The organism is Desertihabitans brevis, from assembly GCF_003327535.1.
Lineage (GTDB): Bacteria > Actinomycetota > Actinomycetes > Propionibacteriales > Propionibacteriaceae > Desertihabitans > Desertihabitans brevis.
This window is the reverse complement of record NZ_QOUI01000003.1, coordinates 301,180-315,003: the sequence shown is the minus strand read 5'-3', so window position 1 is coordinate 315,003 and position 13,824 is coordinate 301,180. Positions and strand designations below refer to the sequence as shown.

Below are 13,824 nucleotides of genomic sequence, written 5' to 3'. Positions count from 1 at the left end.
CGGGCGGACGGACGACTCCATCCCACGCCGGCCCGACCCGGCCGACCACCGGATCTGTGCGGCGGTGACGTGAACAGTGGGTGACGGCGAAGGGGTCAGCCTGCCGGAGGCTCCGCGATCACAGCCGGGGGAAGTCGATGCGCATCAGCCGGCTGTCGGCCCAGTCCTCGAGCCGGGTCGGCCGGATGGTGCCGGGGTCGTGGGGCTGGTTGAGGTCCGCGACGATCTCGGCCAGCACGGCTCGGCGTTCGGCTGGGTCGGTGACCGGTGTGGCCCGGGCCGCCAGATCCGCACGGACGCCGTGCTTGAGGTGGAAGGTGAAGCCGGGGTTCGCGCGGAGGTTCGCACACCAGTCGGTGGCACCCCCGCCGGCGCCGCTGCACAGGTAGGTCCGGCCCGCGGCCCGGTAGAAGAAGATCTCGATGCGGCGTGGCCGGCCGGTGCGGCGCCCCACCGTCGTGATGTCGATGATCCGTTCGCTGGTGCCCGCGGCGGGGGTGATCTCGATGGCCCGCCGGATGTGGTCGGGCAGGTGCGCCAGGGACCCGTCGCGTGCGGCGCCGGCCCCTGCGGCCGTGCCCGGGCTCGTCATGCCGTCTCCCTCTGGAGGGCGGGACCGAGCAGGAGCCCACCGTCGACGACGTACTCCGACCCGGTGACGAACGAGGCCTCCGAGGAGCTGAGGAACAGCAGCAGCCCGGTGACGTCGGTCGGCTCCCCCAGCCGGGGGATGGCGAACGGCTCGGGTGAGTAGACGTCGGCGATCGCGGTGGTGGCGCCGGCCGCCGGTTCGTGGATGAACGGGGTCGCGATGACGCCGGGGTGGATGGTGTTCACGCGGATGTCGTCTCGGCCGAGCTCGAGTGCTGCCGTCCGGGTGAGGCCCCGCACGGCCCACTTGCTGGCGACGTACGGCGCGTACTGCGCGGTGCCGCCGAGGGCCATGGTCGAGGCGATGTTGACGATGGCGCCTCCTGCCGCACGACGCAGAGCCGGGACGGCGGCCCTGATGCCGAGGAAGGTCCCGGTGAGGTTGACGTCGAGGATGCGCGACCACGTGGCGGGGTCCGTGCTCTCGATCAGTGCCGGCGGGTTCTGCACGCCGGCGTTGTTGACGAGCACGTGCAGAGAGCCGAAGGCGTCCTCGGCGGCCCGTACGGCGGCCGACCACGAGCTCTCGTCGGTGACGTCGAGGGGGGTGGAGCGGGCGCGGGTGCCGAGCTCGTCGGCGAGGGCGGCGCCGCGGTCGGCGTCGATGCCGGCGATCACCACGTTCGCCCCCTCGGCGTGGAAGGCGCGCACGTGGCTCGATCCCTGACCACCTGCCCCACCGGTCACGAGCACGGTCTGGTCGTCGAAACGGCCCATCGGAGGTCCTCCCAGGAGGGTTATGGCTTGGCATTGTTGGTGAGTCGACTGACTCACCACGCCGACACTAGGCGGCCACTTGTGGTGAGTCAAGCCACTCATCTCGTAGGCTCGACCCATGACCAGGGCCGTGTCGACGTACCACCAGCGCATCGCCCGGGAGAAGCGCGCGCTGATCCTGACGGCCGCGACCTCGCTGTTCCTCGAGCTGGGCTACGACCGGACGTCGCTCGCGCGGGTCGCGGAGCGCTCGGGCGTCTCGCGGGCCACCTTGTTCAAGCAGTTCCCGACCAAGGCCGCCCTGTTCGACGCCATGGTCACCGAGTCCTGGTCGACCGCCGAGGACGAGGACCCTCCGCCGGTGGGCGACGTCCTCGCCGGGCTCAGCACCATCGGCCGCGGCTACGCCGAGCTGCTGGGCCGGCCCCAGATGACCGACCTGTTCCGGATCGTCATCGCGGAGCTGCCGCGGTTCCCCGAGCTCGCCGAGGCGCAGTTCTCGCACGGGAAGATGCCCTACTTCGCCTCCGTCCGCGACTACCTGCTGGCCGAGCACGAGGCGGGGACGGTGCGGGTCGAGGACGCGGACCTCGCCGCCACCCAGTTCCTGGGCATGATCGCCAACTACGTCTTCTGGCCGGCCCTCCTGGTGCCCGGCTGGCAGGTGGGCGCCGGACGCGTCGCCCAGGTGGTCGACGAGGCCGTGCGCACCTTCGCCGCCCGCTACGCCACGACCGGACCGGAATAGCGGTCACGGCCGCCTGGTTCTAGGGGCGCTGTGAGTACAGTGGCGGTCGCCCCGGGGCCGGTAGCCCCGCCCGGCCGCTCCGCACGACCGACGAGGCAGGACGCATGAGCTTTGTTCAGATCGACACCGGATCGACGCAGCCCGACCCCGGACGGGTCCGCGACGTCATCATCGTCGGCTCCGGTCCGGCCGGCTACACCGCCGCGGTCTACGCCGCCCGCGCCGACCTCCAGCCGCTGGTCTTCGAGGGCTCGGTGACCGCCGGTGGCGCGCTGATGAACACCACCGAGGTGGAGAACTTCCCCGGCTTCCCCACCGGGATCATGGGCCCCGACCTCATGCAGCAGATGCGCGACCAGGCCGAGCGGTTCGGCGCCGAGCTGGTCACCGACGACGTCGTCGAGATGGAGCTGACGGCGCCGATCAAGACCGTCACCGACAGCTCCGGAACCACCTACCGCGCCCGTGCGGTGATCCTGGCCATGGGCTCGGGCTACCGCAAGCTCGGCGTGGACGGTGAGGACCGGCTGTCTGGGCACGGCGTGTCCTGGTGCGCGACCTGTGACGGCTTCTTCTTCCGCGACAAGGACATCGCGGTCGTCGGCGGCGGGGACTCCGCGGTCGAGGAGGCCACCTTCCTCACCCGCTTCGCCCGCTCGGTCACCCTGGTGCACCGGCGCGACGAGCTGCGGGCGAGCAAGATCATGGCCGCCCGCGCCCACAACGACCCGAAGATCCGTTTCGCGTGGAACTCCCAGGTCAGCCAGGTCCACGGCGAGGGCAAGCTCGAATCGGTGACGCTGACCGACACCACCACCGGCGAGACCCGTCGGCTGGACGTCGAGGGCCTGTTCATCGCGATCGGCCACGACCCACGCTCGGAGCTGCTGACCGGCCAGGTCGACCTGGACGCCGAGGGCTACGTGCTCACCCAGCCGGGCACCACGAGGACCAACCTCACCGGCGTGTTCGCCTGCGGTGACCTGGTCGACCACACCTACCGCCAGGCGATCACCGCTGCCGGCAGCGGGTGCGCCGCGGCCCTGGACGCCGAGCGCTTCCTGGCCGAGCTCGCCGACGAGGCGCTGGTCGTCTCCGAGCTGGCCAACGCCTGACCGCACCCCATCCGTCCACCCGCCCAGCCGTCCGAGGAGGTCTCCATGGCCGACGTCGTCGAGGTCACCGACGCCACCTTCCGCACGGTGGTGCTCGAGTCGCCGCGCCCGGTGCTGGTGGACTACTGGGCCGACTGGTGCGCGCCGTGCCGCCAGCTCTCGCCGATCATCGAGGAGCTGGCGGCCGAGCACGGTGACAAGGTGACCTTCACCAGGCTCGACACCAACGCCAACCCGGTGACGCCGACCGAGCAGCAGGTGCTCGGGCTGCCGACCCTGCAGATCTACGTCGGCGGCACCCTGGTCAAGCAGTTCCGGGGATCGAAGACGAAGTCGCAGCTGCTGAAGGCGCTCGACGACTACCTGTGAGGAGAGGCCGCGTTGACCGCATCGCCCGACCACCACGAGCACGGACGCCCCGAGGAGCCCCTCGGCCCGGCCGTCGACGGCCCGGGCGGCGGGACCGGTGACGGCGAGGAGCAGCAGGATCGCTCGCCGGGTCCTGGGGCGAAGCCGCTGATCATCGGGATCACGGCTCTCGTGCTGGTGCTGGCCGCGGTGCTCGTCGCGGCGTTCCTCACCTCGCGGATGGGCGCCTCGGGCCAGCCCACCGACTCCCCCACCCCGCCGCCGCCCCCGCTGGCCCTGCCGCTGGCGGCCGGGGAGCTGAGCCGCGACCCCAACGCCACCTCCGATCCCGACACCATCGACACCGACATCGAGACGGTCTCGGCCACCTACCAGCGCAACGCCGTGCCGTCCCTGGTGGTCATCGCCGGACGCCCGGTGAGCGACCCCGCGCGGATGCTCGAGCTGGTGCAGGCCGAGGCGGTCCGCCCGGTGCAGAACGGGCTGTGCGGCCGGGACGCCGAGAGCGGCTACGACGTCTGCGTCGCGGTGCGCGGCAACGTGTCGGCGCTCGGCGTCGGCATCGCCGCCCAGCCGATCACCGACATCATGGACGACACCAACAGCGTCCTCGCCGCGATGGAGGTCTGAGCGGGCCGACCGTCCTCGCGCGGGCGATGCCCCTCAGCCGCCGGTGCGATGGGTGAGCCGGCCGATCGGCTCCGGCGGCGGTGGCGTCCGCACCAGGTCGGTGAGCCGGCTCCAGGCCTCCCGCAGCCCGGACTGCTCCGCGACCGTCCGGTTGAGGTCGAGGCGCATCCACGGGTGCAGCGCCCCGGTCTGGGTGACGACGAAACCGCGCGCGGCCAGCCACACCATCGGCGGCATCCCGCAGTGGCCGGCCCAGCGGTGCGCGTGGGCCTCCACCGCCACCACACCCCGCCGCAGGCTGCGCGCGGCGAGCGTCTCGACGAGCTGCTGGGAGTGCACCCGCACCTCCATCGGGTGCTGGGCGCCGTGGGTGTCCCGGGGGGCGGCTCGCCCGCTCGAGCCGTCGGTGGCGGTGACCGGGTGCAACCGGGTCACCCGGGCGACCACCCCCTCCGCGGTGGTCACCGGGGTGGCCAGCACGTGCGTGCCCATCCGGTCCCCGTCCACCACGGCCAGCCCGCACCAGCCCCACGCCGAGACGGCGGCGCGGACGTCCTCGTCAGCCGGGTCGGTGCTCGGGCAGCCGGCGCAGGTCTCCAGGTCGGGCAGGTCGCGGGGCAGCAGCGGGCGCACCCGCGTCCGCCGTCCGCGCCGGGAACCGTCGCGGGTCACGGCCGCGACACCGTCCGCGGCCGGGCCAGCCCGACCAGGAAGCCGAGGGCCAGCGTGGTCAGCATGCCGGCCAGCAGCAGGGCCACCCAGCGCCAGCGCCGCACCGCGGCGTGGGCCCGGGCCACCGTGACCGCGGACACCGGGGCCCCGGTCCGCACGTCGTCGCGCCCCCGGGCGTCCGCCCCTCCCCGCGCTGGTTCGGCCGTCATGTCGTCATCGTAGGTCGTCGGCCACAACGGCGGGCGCTGCCGGTCCGGGCCCGCTCCCGCGGGTAGCATCGCGGGGGTGAGCCTCCCCGAGCAGAGCCCACGGGCACGCCAGGACACCCGGCTGGACACCTGGGCCGGGCGCTACGCCGCCCGCACCCACGGCACCACCGCCTCGGCCGTGCGCTCGCTCTTCGAGGTCGCCAACCGCCCCGAGGTCGTCTCGCTGGCCGGGGGGATGCCCAACATCGCCGACCTCCCCCTCGACGTCATCGCCGACAACCTCGCCGCCATGATCGGCAAGGAGGGGCCACGGGCCATGCAGTACGGCTCCGGCCAGGGCGAGCCCGCGCTGCGCGAGGCGATCACCGAGGTGATGCGGCTGGAGGGCATCCACGCCCACCGCGACGACGTCACCGTCACCGTCGGCTCCCAGCAGGGTCTCGACCTCATCACCCGGATCTTCTGCGACCCCGGTGACGTCGTGCTGGCCGAGGCGCCGTCCTACGTGGGCGCGCTGGGCACCTTCCGCTCCTACCAGACCGACGTGGTGCACGTGGCGATGGACGAGCACGGGCTGCAGCCCGAGGCCCTGCGCGAGGCGCTGGTGGGGCTGCAGGTGGCCGGACGCCGGGTGAAGTTCCTGTACACGATCCCCAACTTCCAGAACCCGGCGGGCGTCACCCAGCCGCTGGAGCGCCGGGAGGAGATCCTCGAGGTGGCTCGCGAGCACGGCCTGATGGTGGTCGAGGACAACCCGTACGGGCTGCTCAGCTTCTCCGGCGAGCCGATCCCGGCGATGCGCAGCCTGGACGCCGACAACGTGCTCTACCTGGGCAGCTTCTCCAAGACCTTCTCCCCCGGTATGCGGGTGGGCTGGGTGCTGGCCCCGCACGCGGTGCGCGAGAAGCTGGTGCTGGCCCAGGAGTCGGCCACCCTGTGCCCGCCGACGTTCAGCCAGTTCGCCGTCACCACCTACCTCACCACCTGCGACTGGCAGGGCCAGGTGGTCAGCTTCCGCGACATGTACCGCATCCGCCGCGACGCCATGCTCGAGGGATTGGCCGAGTTCATGCCGGCCGGCACCACCTGGACCCGTCCCGACGGCGGGTTCTTCGTCTGGCTCACCCTGCCCGAGGGGCTCGACTCGCAGGCGATGCTGCCCCGCGCGATCACGTCCCGGGTCGCCTACGTGCCGGGCTCGGCGTTCTTCGCCGACGGCTTCGGCGCCCGGCACGTGCGGGTCTCCTACTGCTACCCGCCGCCGGACCGGATCCGCGAGGGCTGCCGCCGCCTCGGCGAGGTGCTGCACCGCGAGCTCGACCTGCACCACACCTTCGGCCTCGACGCCCGCGACGCCACCACCACCCCGCCGCTCACCCGCGGCCCCCGCGCGAACCAGAGCTAGGCGTCCACCCCTGCCCCCCGAGAACGTGTATGTCATCTCCGTCACCGCCGGTGTGTCGCGGCGTGTCGGCGTCCCGCGGCCCGGCTGCGGACACGATCCCAGGGCGCACCACCGAACGAGGAAGGACCTGAGCGACGTGCCCCAGCAGCAGAGCACCCAGCGGCAGAGCACCCAGCAGCGGAGGAGCCGGCCGTGAGCGCACCGGTGATCGTCCTGGCCGGCGGGCTGTCGCACGAGCGCGACGTCTCCCTGCGCTCCGGACGCCGCGTCGCCGAACAGCTGCAGGACGCCGGGGTGGAGGTGCTCGAGCACGACGTCGACCCCCAGCTGATCAGCACGCTGCGCTCCCATCCCGGTTCGGTGGTGCTTCCGCTGCTGCACGGTGAGGCCGGTGAGGACGGCTCCCTGCGCGAGGTGCTGGACCTGCTGGACGTGCCCTACGTCGGCTCCACCGGCGCGGCCTGCCGGGTCGCCTTCGACAAGTCGATCGCCACCCGGGTGGTGGCCGAGGCCGGTATCCGCACCCCGCGGCAGGTGGCGCTGCCGCACGAGATCTTCCGCGAGCTCGGCGCCGCCGCGCTGGTCCGGGCGCTCGGGGAGCAGATCGGCTTCCCGATGATGGTCAAGCCGTCGCGGAGCGGCTCGGCCCTCGGCTGCACCCGGGTGGACCAGCCGGGTGAGCTGTCCTCGGCGATGGTCGCCGCCTACGCCTACGGCTCGGTCGCGGTGGTGGAGACCTTCGTCACCGGCACCGAGGTGGCCGTCGGCGTGGTCGAGGGACCGGACGGGCCGCAGGCGCTGCCGGCGGTGGAGATCCGGCCCGAGTCCGGTGTCTACGACTACGCCGCGCGCTACACCGCCGGGGAGACCCGCTTCCTCTGCCCCGCCGAGATCAGCACCGAGGCCGCCGAGGCGTGCGCCCGGATGGCCCTCGACGTGCACGAGACGCTCGGGCTGGCCCACCTCAGCCGCACCGACATCATCGTCGACGAGCAGGGGCGTCCGACCTTCCTGGAGACCAACGTCGCACCGGGGCTCACCCCGACCTCGACCGTCCCGATCGCGCTGGAGCAGGCCGGTCTGGGGCTGGGCCCGGTGCTGCTGCAGCTGGTCGAGCTGGCCCGCGGCCGCCACCGCCCGTGACCGGTGCGGCTCGCGGCGTGCCCGTGCTGGTGACGCGGCTCAAGCAGGTCGGGGTGGTGCTGCTGGCGCTGGTGATCGCGGGCGCGATGGTCCGCCTCGGCTGGTGGCAGCTCGACGTGTACCGCCAGCAGGCGGAGGGGTTCGCCCTGCAGCGGGCGGCCGAGCCGGCCCGTCCGCTGGGTGAGGTGGCCCCGCCCGGGGAGCTGCCCGAGGACGGCTACGGCCGCACCGTCACCTTCGCCGGGGAGTTCTCGGCGTCGCAGCCGCAGTTCCTCATCCCGGTGCCCGGGGAGCCGGGGCGCTACCGGGTGCTGTCGGCGCTCGTGCAGGACGACGGCAGCACCGTCCCGGTGGTCCGCGGGGTGGCGGCGCTGCCCGACGTCGCCGACCCGCCGGCGCCGCCGTCCGGGCCGCAGCGGCTGAGCGGGATCCTGCTGGCGTCCGAGGCGCGGGTCGAGGGCGCCGAGCCCGAGCCCGGCGAGCTCGCCTCGGTGCGGCTCTCGGAGGTGGCCCAGTCCTGGGACCCGCCGCTGGTCAACGGTTTCGTCACCCTGGACGCCGAGCACGCCGCGGCGCAGGGTCTGGAGCAGGCGGCGGTCACCCTGCCCGAGGGCGAGGGCGAGCTGCGCAACGGCGGCTACGCCCTGCAGTGGTGGGTGTTCGCCGGCTTCGGTCTGGTGCTCGCCGTCCTCATCGCCCGTGACATCGGCCGCAAGGACGGCGCTCGCGACCAGGCGGAGCCGGCGGGCTGAGGCCGCTCACCTCCCTGCTGTCGCGGACGGGAACGCGCGCAGACCCTGCCAGAGGACGAGGACGTCCCACCAGTGCCGTTCGGCCTTCCCCAGCGGCCGGACCGACTCGTAACCCGTCCGCAGCTGCTGCTGGATGGACGCGGGCGTCGGCCCCCAGTCGGTGAACCGGGTCGCCAGGTACACGCTGGCGTGCGCCAGGTCGTGCACGCGACGACCGATCCCCAGCTCGTCGAAGTCGAGGACCCCCACCACCCGGCCGTCGCGGACCAGGAGGTTGGCCGCGCGGTAGTCCTGGTGCACCAGCTGGGGACGGTCGTCCAGCTCCGGTAGGTCGGTCAGCAGCTCGTCCAGCCGTCGCGCGACGTCGTCCGGGAGCCGGTGACCCTCGGCCGTGACCCAGTGCCGGATGTCGGTCGGGGAGGCGGACGTCCGTGCGCCCCGGGGCAGTCGGTCGCCAGAGCAGTCGGCGAGGGCCTCGTGCAACCGCGCCAGACACGCGCCGGCGTCCCGCACCGCCGACTCGTCGGTGATGTCCAGCCAGTCCCCGCTCAGCTCCGGCAGCACGGCGACCGACAGCGGTCCGCGCGGCCCGGTGCGCACCAGCCGGACGCGCCCGCCGACCGCCGGCAGCGGGGCCGCCACCGGCAGGCCGCGGGTGCCGAGCGTGCCGAGCACCACCGTGGTGGCCTCCAGCACCGGGAACAGCGCCTCGGCCCGCGACCACTTCACCACGAGGGCGCCCCGGTCGGTGCTCGCCCACGCGATCGCGTTCTGGTCACTGAGGACGACCCGGCGCACCTCAACGGCCGTGATCGCCCAGCCGTCTCGGAGGGTCGCGATGAGCCACTGCGCGACGGCGTCGAGATCGTCGAACCCGAACCGGTCCCGCAGCGCGTCCTGCGCCTCGACCGTCTCCCACAACATCGACAAGCCCGACGGCAGCACGTCCTCACCGTAGGGGCCGCGGGCGGTTCTCACCGCCAGGCGGGCCCGCCCGAGCTGGCCGCGTGACACCGGACCGAACACCCAGGCCTCAGCGACCGATCAGCCGGAGGAGGTGTGACCAGGCCGCAGCTCCCAGCCGTCGATCCGCCGCCTCGCTCCCTCCGCGTTCCATCCTGGCGCCGCCGACCACCGGGCGCTCACCCGGGAGGATCGTGCGGTGCCCCGCCTCGTCGTCACGCACCACCACCGTCGACAGCCCGTGTCGCTGCCGCCGGGCGACGACGCGGGCAGCATGCTCCTGGCTCGGCCACACCCGGTCGTCACCCCCGGCGACCAGGACGACCTCGGGCACCCGTTCGACGGGAATGGTCGCCGCGGCGATGGTCTCCTTCCCTGCTGCGCCGTACGACTGCCGGTACAGCTCGGTGAAACGAGGCGGGTCCCGGTCGGGTCGCCAGCTCGCGGACAGTGCCACGCATGGCAGCGGTCGCCCGTCGAAGGTCCAGTGGGAGGCGCTCCGGCCGTCGGGAGTGACGCCGGACCACACGACGTCGGACGGGGCGAACGCGGCGACCGCGTCGACCGAGCTCGAGAAGGCTCCGGTCAGCAGGGCAGCCTCGGCGCCGAAGGACGTGCCGCAGACCACCACCCGGTCGCACTCGCGGCGGAGCTCCTCCACCCGCTCGAGGAACAGCTCGACCGGGACGTCCCAGGGGCCCGGGCTCTGCCCCGGACCGCCGAACCAGCGGATCGACTCGGACAGGGCACCCTGCTCGGCGAGCACCCGCGCACGCTCGCCGTCGACCCGTCCGCTGGACCCAGCCAGGGCCAGGACGCCGACCCCGGACGGTTCGTCCGGTCGGTACCGGACGCCGTCCGGTGCGCTGAGTCGCAGGTGACGCACGGGTGCATGATCACATCTGGTCGCCGGCACCGCGGCGGACAACGGGCCACGACGCCCGCACCGATCGGACCGACCAGGCGGCTCAGCCCAGGGACGCCACCGCGGCGCGCACGCCCGAGGGGTCACCGGCGCGGGACGGGTCGGCGGGGAACCGGGCAGCGGCCTCGGCCGCGGCGGGGACGGCCGAGCCGGCCAGCAGCGCGACCAGGGCGATCTTGATCGCGCTCGGGCCACCCTCCCGGTGGATGGTCAGCGCCTCGGTCAGGGCGGCGCGGCAGTCGGCCTCGGGGCGTCCGCTGGCCTGCTCGAGCATCCGCACCGCGCGGGCCCGCAGCTTCTCGTTGGTGGTCAGCACCTCGATCATGAGGTTGGAGTAGGTGCGTCCGCAGCGCACCATCACCGCGGTCGAGAAGGTGTTGATCACCATCTTCTGGGCGGTGGCGGCCTTCATCCGGGTCGACCCGGTGACCACCTCGGGCCCGGTCTCCAGCAGCACCGCGACGTCGGCGAGCTCGGCCAGCGGCGCCCGCGGGTTGGCGGCGACCACCCCGGTCCGCGCTCCGACCTCCGCGGCGCCGAGCAGTGCTCCGCGCACGTAGGGCGTCCGCCCGCTGGCGGCCAGACCGACCACCAGGTCACCGGCGCGGAAGCCCGCGGCGAGCTCGCGGCCGGCCTGCTCGTCGTCCTCGGCGCCCTCGACGGCCTTGAGGAAGGCGCCCGGGCCGCCGGCCAGGTGCGCGGTGACCAGCTCGGGGCCGACGTTGTAGGTGGGGACCAGCTCGACCGCGTCGAGCACGCCGAGACGGCCGGACGTCCCGGAGCCGACGTAGTGGATGGTGCCGCCGCCGGCCAGGCTCTCCACGCCGAGCCGCACCAGCGCCGCGATCTGCGGACGGGCCCGCTCCACCGCCTCCAGCGCGTAGCGGTCCTCCCCGCTGATCACCTCGACCAGCTCGTCGACCTCGAGCTCGTCCAGGTGCAGCGAGCGCGGGTTGCGCTCCTCGGTGGGCATGCCGTCCAGGCGGACCGGTGCGGTCATCGATCGCTCCTCGGGGTGCGGGTTCGGGTGGCTGTCGTTCATCGACTCGGCTCGGCGGGGACGGGCAGCAGCAGCTCGGCCACCGCCTCGGCGTTGGCCCGCCCCACTCCGTGGCAGTCGACCCGGGTCGGGACGTGCGGTGCGACGGCAGGCAGCCCGGTGTGCACGACGACCGCGGACGGGCAGCGCTCCAGCAGGGCGGCGAGCGCGCGGCCCTCCGCCGCCTCCGGGTACGGCTCGCGCGTCAGCACGAGCACCGCGCCGGCCCGGTCGAGGTCGTCCGCGGCGGGGTCCAGGCGGCGGGCGGGCGGCTCACCCAGCCGGCGGAGCCGGTCGTCGAGCGCGCTCTGGAAGGCGGAGGTGGTCCGTCCGGCCGCCAGGTTCTGCCTCCCCCGGAGGTCGACCAGCGCGACGGGCGGCATGAGCACCGGGCTCCCTGTGGTCCGCAGGGCGCGGCGGGCGGCGTCACGGCCGGCCTCGGCCAGCGCGGTCAGCGCGGTGTCGACGTCGACACGGGGCTGCTTCCGGCGTCGGCGGGCGGCTGCCGCGGCCACCGCGACGCGGCGGTCGGCCTCCGCGGTGGCAGCCAGGTCGAGGGTGCCGTCGGCGAACGCGGCGGTCAGGGCGTCCAGCGCCTGACGGAACGCCAGCTCGGCGTCCCGTTCGTGCGGGGCGTCCAGGCAGAGCAGGTCGGCTCCTGCGGCGACCGCCGCGACGGCCGCTCGACCGAGGTCGTCGCCGACCGCACGCATGCCCAGCGCGTCGGTGATGATCAACCCGTCGAACCCGTCGGTGCGCAGCCGCTGCGACGACCACGCCGACAGCGAGGCCGGGTCCGGCCCGAGCTCGGGGACGACCACGTGCGCGGTCATCACCGCCTCGAGCCCCGCTGCCACGGCCGTGCGGAACGGCAGCCCGTCGCGCGCCTCGAGCTCGGCCAGGCCGACGTCGAGCACCGGCAGCCCGGCATGGGAGTCGACCTCGGTGGCGCCGTGGCCCGGGTAGTGCTTGGCGCAGGCGGCGACGCCGCCCTCGGCCATCCCCCGGACGAAGGCGTCCCCGTGCCGGGCGACCAGCTGCGCGTCGGCACCGAAGGAGCGGGTGCCGATCACCGGGTTCCGGGGCTGGCTGGCGACGTCGAGGCACGGGGCCAGGTCGATGTCGATGCCGACCGCGTGCAGCAGCGCGCCGAGCGCCCGACCGACGCGGCCGGTGGTGGCGACGTCGTCCAGCACCCCGAGGGCGGCGTTGCCGGGGATCGACGACCCGGTGACCGCCTCCAGCCGCGAGACGTCCCCACCCTCCTCGTCGACCATGATCAACACGTCGGGGGCGATGGCGTGCAGCTCGTCGCACAGCCGTCGGGTGGTGATCAGGTCGGGGGTGTTCTCGGCGAAGAGGACGACACCGCCGACGCCGTCGAGGAGCGCCTGGCGCACCCACGGCGGCACGGTGGTGCCGGGGAAGCTGGCCAGCAGGCGGCGCAGACCGGCACGGGTGGCGTCTGGAGGTCCGTCGTCGCTGGTCCCGGGCACGGGGGCCATGCAACCACATGGTCTGGACCTCTCGGGGTAGCGTTCGCTGTCGATGAGAGTCGTGGTGGGGGTGGACGCCGGCGGGTCGTCGACCCGGGCGGTGGCGGTGACGGCTGACGGTACGGTCGTCGGTGAACGGCGCACCGGGGGCGGCAACCACCACAGCGTCGGGACGGAGGTCTCCCGGCACTTCCGCGAGGCGGTCTCGGGCGCCCTCGGTGACGTCCCGACGGCCGACGTCGCCGCGGTGGTCGCGGGGATCGCCGGAGCGGCCGCTGCCGCCGGCGCCACCGTCCGGCAGCGGGTCGCCGACGATCTGGCCGCCCTGGGCGTCGCGGCCCCGCACGCCGTGGTCACCGACCTCGACATCGCCTTCCTCGGCGGTGCCCCCGGCGACGACGGTCTGCTGCTGCTGAGCGGGACCGGTGCGGTCGCGGCGCGCTACACCGGACGCCGCCTGGAGGCCCGCTGCGACGGCATGGGATGGCGGCTGGGCGATGAGGGCTCGGGGTGGTGGATCGGCTCGCGGGCGCTGCGGACGGCCGCCGCGGCGCTGGACGGCCGCGCCGCGCCCACCACGCTGGTCCAGCACGTCGGCGCCGCGCTCGGGGTGCAGGACCTGTCGGGCGACCGGCGTCAGGACTGGATCCGCACCGTGGCGCCCCTCACCGCCGGCCAGGTCGCCGCTCTGGTGCCCGCGGTGGTGACCGCCGCCGACAGCGGGGACGCCGCCGCCGCGGCGATCCTGGCCGAGGCCGTCGAGGCGCTGCTCGGCACCTGCAGCGTGGTCACCACCGGCCCGACCGACGTCGTCCTCGCCGGCGGTGTGCTCACCGGCGTCGACGCCGTCCGGCAACCGGTGACACACGCGCTGGAGTCGCTGGGCCACCGCGTGCACCTCGGCGAACGACCGGTCCTCGGCGCCGTACGGCTGGCTGCTGAGCTGGCCGGCTGGGACCGATCCACCGCTCCATAGCGGTAAGGGGCTTT

Annotated in this window: 16 protein-coding genes; 8 read left to right on the top strand and 8 right to left on the bottom strand. The window is 74.1% G+C overall.

What is annotated here, in order from left to right; genetic code table 11:
* Window positions 1-118: 118 nt before the first annotated feature.
* Both DT076_RS06950 and DT076_RS06945 read right to left on the bottom strand, forming a co-directional pair.
* Entirely contained in the window at window positions 119-592 is a 474-nt protein-coding gene (locus DT076_RS06950; RefSeq protein ID WP_114125924.1) for a nitroreductase family deazaflavin-dependent oxidoreductase, read from the bottom strand.
* Window positions 589-1,368, bottom strand: coding sequence for a glucose 1-dehydrogenase (locus tag DT076_RS06945; protein WP_114125923.1), 780 nt, complete (start codon window positions 1,366-1,368; stop codon window positions 589-591). Before DT076_RS06945 ends, DT076_RS06950 begins: the two co-directional genes overlap by 4 nt.
* Window positions 1,369-1,486: 118 nt before the next feature.
* Between DT076_RS06945 and DT076_RS06940 the strand changes: the two genes are divergently transcribed.
* From DT076_RS06940 to DT076_RS06925, 4 genes are all read left to right on the top strand, one after another.
* Window positions 1,487-2,116, top strand: a complete 630-nt coding sequence (locus tag DT076_RS06940) for a TetR/AcrR family transcriptional regulator (protein ID WP_114125922.1) — start codon at window positions 1,487-1,489, stop codon at window positions 2,114-2,116.
* A 104-nt stretch (window positions 2,117-2,220) separates the two neighbouring features.
* Window positions 2,221-3,231 (top strand): thioredoxin-disulfide reductase, encoded by a 1,011-nt coding sequence (trxB, locus tag DT076_RS06935; protein WP_114125921.1) that lies wholly within the window; start codon window positions 2,221-2,223, stop codon window positions 3,229-3,231.
* Between the two features lie 45 nt (window positions 3,232-3,276).
* Window positions 3,277-3,600 carry a thioredoxin family protein gene (locus tag DT076_RS06930; RefSeq protein ID WP_114125920.1) on the top strand — a complete coding sequence of 108 codons (324 nt, stop codon included), beginning with the start codon at window positions 3,277-3,279 and terminating at the stop codon, window positions 3,598-3,600.
* Between the two features lie 12 nt (window positions 3,601-3,612).
* Window positions 3,613-4,230, top strand: coding sequence for a hypothetical protein (locus DT076_RS06925; protein WP_114125919.1), 618 nt, complete (start codon window positions 3,613-3,615; stop codon window positions 4,228-4,230).
* Between the two features lie 33 nt (window positions 4,231-4,263).
* On the opposite strand, the gene DT076_RS06920 is transcribed toward DT076_RS06925, so the two are convergent.
* Together DT076_RS06920 and DT076_RS06915 are read right to left on the bottom strand one after the other, a co-directional pair.
* The gene (locus DT076_RS06920) at window positions 4,264-4,902 is read right to left on the bottom strand and encodes a hypothetical protein (RefSeq protein WP_114125918.1); all 639 of its coding nucleotides are present in this window, start codon (window positions 4,900-4,902) and stop codon (window positions 4,264-4,266) included.
* On the bottom strand, window positions 4,899-5,111 hold the full coding sequence (locus DT076_RS06915) for a hypothetical protein (protein WP_114125917.1): 213 nt from the start codon (window positions 5,109-5,111) through the stop codon (window positions 4,899-4,901). Before DT076_RS06915 ends, DT076_RS06920 begins: the two co-directional genes overlap by 4 nt.
* Window positions 5,112-5,178: 67 nt before the next feature.
* Here DT076_RS06915 and DT076_RS06910 point away from each other — a divergent pair, with 67 nt between their 5' ends.
* The 3 genes from DT076_RS06910 to DT076_RS06900 all read left to right on the top strand — a co-directional run bounded on the left by DT076_RS06910 (window position 5,179) and on the right by DT076_RS06900 (window position 8,411).
* Window positions 5,179-6,516 carry an aminotransferase-like domain-containing protein gene (locus DT076_RS06910; RefSeq protein WP_456073037.1) on the top strand — a complete coding sequence of 446 codons (1,338 nt, stop codon included), beginning with the start codon at window positions 5,179-5,181 and terminating at the stop codon, window positions 6,514-6,516.
* 192 nt (window positions 6,517-6,708) lie between these two features.
* Window positions 6,709-7,659, top strand: a complete 951-nt coding sequence (locus DT076_RS06905; protein WP_114125915.1) for a D-alanine--D-alanine ligase family protein — start codon at window positions 6,709-6,711, stop codon at window positions 7,657-7,659.
* A 17-nt stretch (window positions 7,660-7,676) separates the two neighbouring features.
* Window positions 7,677-8,411: an SURF1 family protein gene (locus tag DT076_RS06900; protein ID WP_147264086.1), complete on the top strand. Its 735-nt coding sequence runs from the start codon at window positions 7,677-7,679 to the stop codon at window positions 8,409-8,411.
* A gap of 6 nt (window positions 8,412-8,417) precedes the next feature.
* Here the strand turns inward: DT076_RS06900 and DT076_RS06895 are convergent, their stop codons facing one another.
* The 4 genes from DT076_RS06895 to DT076_RS06880 all read right to left on the bottom strand — a co-directional run bounded on the left by DT076_RS06895 (window position 8,418) and on the right by DT076_RS06880 (window position 12,834).
* Entirely contained in the window at window positions 8,418-9,356 is a 939-nt protein-coding gene (locus tag DT076_RS06895) for a phosphotransferase enzyme family protein (RefSeq protein WP_233493722.1), read from the bottom strand.
* Window positions 9,357-9,444: 88 nt separating this feature from the next.
* Entirely contained in the window at window positions 9,445-10,260 is an 816-nt protein-coding gene (locus tag DT076_RS06890) for an acyl-CoA thioester hydrolase/BAAT C-terminal domain-containing protein (protein WP_158548064.1), read from the bottom strand.
* An 82-nt stretch (window positions 10,261-10,342) separates the two neighbouring features.
* Entirely contained in the window at window positions 10,343-11,299 is a 957-nt protein-coding gene (locus DT076_RS06885) for an N-acetylmuramic acid 6-phosphate etherase (RefSeq protein ID WP_114125912.1), read from the bottom strand.
* A gap of 38 nt (window positions 11,300-11,337) precedes the next feature.
* Window positions 11,338-12,834, bottom strand: coding sequence for a glycoside hydrolase family 3 N-terminal domain-containing protein (locus DT076_RS06880; protein ID WP_158548063.1), 1,497 nt, complete (start codon window positions 12,832-12,834; stop codon window positions 11,338-11,340).
* 52 nt (window positions 12,835-12,886) lie between these two features.
* Between DT076_RS06880 and DT076_RS06875 the strand changes: the two genes are divergently transcribed.
* A complete protein-coding gene (locus DT076_RS06875; RefSeq protein WP_114125910.1) occupies window positions 12,887-13,810 on the top strand; it encodes an N-acetylglucosamine kinase in 924 nt (307 codons plus the stop codon).
* Window positions 13,811-13,824 lie beyond the last annotated feature (14 nt).